Here is a 2481-nt window from a genome sequence, read left to right as displayed (position 1 = left end):
CTATTTCATTCCGCGTTGTGCTTTTCAATTCCACTGTTCTCTTTTTAAGTCAGTTAAATTTTCAAACAGTCGGATTTATCATTTCTCCGTTCCGCTTAAGATTCCGAGCTATTTTAGGTAACGTGATTGTATATGGTTTGTTGCGTGGTTTAAACACCTAATTTAGCAAATAAAAACCGAATAGAAAATCCGAGAGGATTTTCGTAAGTAGGCTAGAACTAGCAATAAATTATATACGGTGTTGGCTTTTAGTGCTTTTTTAAATCAGTTATTCATTCAGTTCCTTATCTACCATATATTGAAAAACTTCATCAAAACGTTCGACATAAGGCTCACTCATTCCATAATTAATGTACTCGTTTGCCAATTTGAAATTTTCATTGGCTTTTACATTTTTGTTTAGTTTTTTATAAATCAAACCTAATTGATAATAAGCTTCAGGAAATTGTTTTACTGATTCTAGAGATTTATTATAGAAAAAGATTGCTTTGTCATAATCTTTCATTTCTGTATAACATCTTCCAATATAAAAGAAAATCATATAATTGTCATTAGTGTCAAATCCCAATTTTTCTTCTTCTATATTAACAGTTTCAAAGGTCTTAATAGCTTCTTCAAAATCATCAAGTTTGTATAACGCTTGTCCTTTGTGAAAGCCACAAGGTTCTCCCCAACAAGAATTATAAGAATTCCCTGTAATTTTTTCTATTAAATTAACATCTCTTATAACACCTTCATAATCTCTGTAATAGTATAAAAGAGTCCAAGCTCTATATTCTAAAACATCTGCCTTTCCATTAGCTGTGTCAATTTCAACTGCTTTGTTTAAGACTTCCATAGCTTTGATATGTTCTCCAACTTTTTTATATGAATAAGAAAGTCTTTGCCTCAAATCAACATTATCAGGCTGAACTATTAAAGCAGAGTCTTTATATGTTCTATAAAGTTCAGATGGTTGTAAAAAATAGTTAGACATTTCGTGATACCAATTTGCTATTTCTCCTTTTTTATTTTCATCTAATGATGAATAATCTTTAGGTTGTTTATTATTACAACTATAGACTAAAACTAGTATTGTAAAACTGATGATTTTATATTTTAAGGACATACATCTACGATTTTACCATTATTAATCTTAAACATTAAAAAAGCGTGTACATCTTTGTAATTAAGCCTTTCTAATTGTGAGTTGGAAGCTGGAAATTCTTCTAATTTACTTACTTTATTAATAGTGTGATTTACAAACTCTTTCGAGAAAGCTGTTGCTTTAAAGTCTCTATTCATTTGAATTAAACCAAAATTGCCAACTTTTCCAGAACAGTTTATATTAAAATGAACTATTAAATATCCCGAGTTTGTTTCATTTTTTGGAATATTCTCATTAACATAATTTATTATATATTCATTTCCTTTATTAAAAGTAACATCATCGCCAAAGTAATATTCTCCTTGATATCCATCAAAACAATTTGAGTAAATAGAAGAATTTTTTGCTAGTTCGGTATAGTCTATAACACTTATTGATTCTTTGTGAAAAATGATGTTTTTTGAAACTCTTGAAGAAAAATCTCTTAATTCGATTTTGTTTGAATCATATCTTACAATTTGATAAATTGGTTGTGGATTAGAACTTTCTTTTTGAAGTGATAAAAAGTAAATGCTATCTATTACAAAAAAATTGTATGATTTTGTTTCATACTCTGAAATTGTTTTTAAACCTTGATAGTAATAATTCGTAATAATGTTAAGACTATCATTTTTAAAATAAAATAACTTTTCAATTTCTAAATCATTATTTGGGTTACTGTTTTCGTCTTCAACGACATCGTATTTCCAAATGAATTTCCCTATTTCTTTTTTAACTTTTTGAAGGTCAAGTTTATTTTCTGATTTTATTTTTTTGAATTTAGCACTATTTTTTGGACTCGGTTTTCCGTTTTTGAATGTTTTAAAGTTTGTGGTATCTAGTAAGTCAAAAGCAAGGAATTCGTCATCCTCTTTTTGTGTGATTTTCAGATGTTTTTCTTGAAAGTTAAGTGATTTGTTCTTGTTTATTGATGTGTTTGTAATTTTATCAATACTATTACCTTTATTGTTGTAAAGATATATAGTGTCTTTTTTTTGTTGTATTATGAATGGATAAGGAACCATTTGGTCCATTATTCGGTATGTTCCAATATACATTTCTGAACTAATATTTTGTTTATCACTACAACTAGTTAAAAAAACTAAAGTAATAAATGATAAAATAGTTAATCTCATATAATTCAATATTATAAATTTAAATTTTACAGGCTTTTGTTTATAACTGTAAACTTGCTGTTTTGCGATGTTCTTCAGCATTAAAGCCAACGGCCTTGGCTATGATTTCGTTGCGGAAAAATACGCAAGACTTATTCCGTTATAGATCAAAGATAGAAAAAAGCGTGGAATTTTCGGTAGAAAATTCCGCCGCAATGAATTATAGCCGTTGTTACATAC

At 27.9% G+C, this 2481-nt stretch carries 2 protein-coding genes; both read right to left on the bottom strand.

Going from position 1 to position 2481, the window contains the following annotated elements:
- Window positions 1-268: 268 nt before the first annotated feature.
- Complete coding sequence (locus FT993_RS07975; RefSeq protein WP_110476590.1) at window positions 269-1108, bottom strand: tetratricopeptide repeat protein; 840 nt, start codon at window positions 1106-1108, stop codon at window positions 269-271.
- Window positions 1099-2262: a hypothetical protein gene (locus FT993_RS07970; protein ID WP_110476591.1), complete on the bottom strand. Its 1164-nt coding sequence runs from the start codon at window positions 2260-2262 to the stop codon at window positions 1099-1101. The genes FT993_RS07975 and FT993_RS07970 overlap by 10 nt, the downstream gene beginning before the upstream one ends.
- Window positions 2263-2481 lie beyond the last annotated feature (219 nt).

It is taken from the genome of Mesonia sp. HuA40, from assembly GCF_008017835.1.
Taxonomy (GTDB): domain Bacteria; phylum Bacteroidota; class Bacteroidia; order Flavobacteriales; family Flavobacteriaceae; genus Mesonia.
The sequence above is the reverse complement of the archived record's forward strand: the minus strand, read 5'-3'. Positions and strand labels throughout refer to the sequence as shown.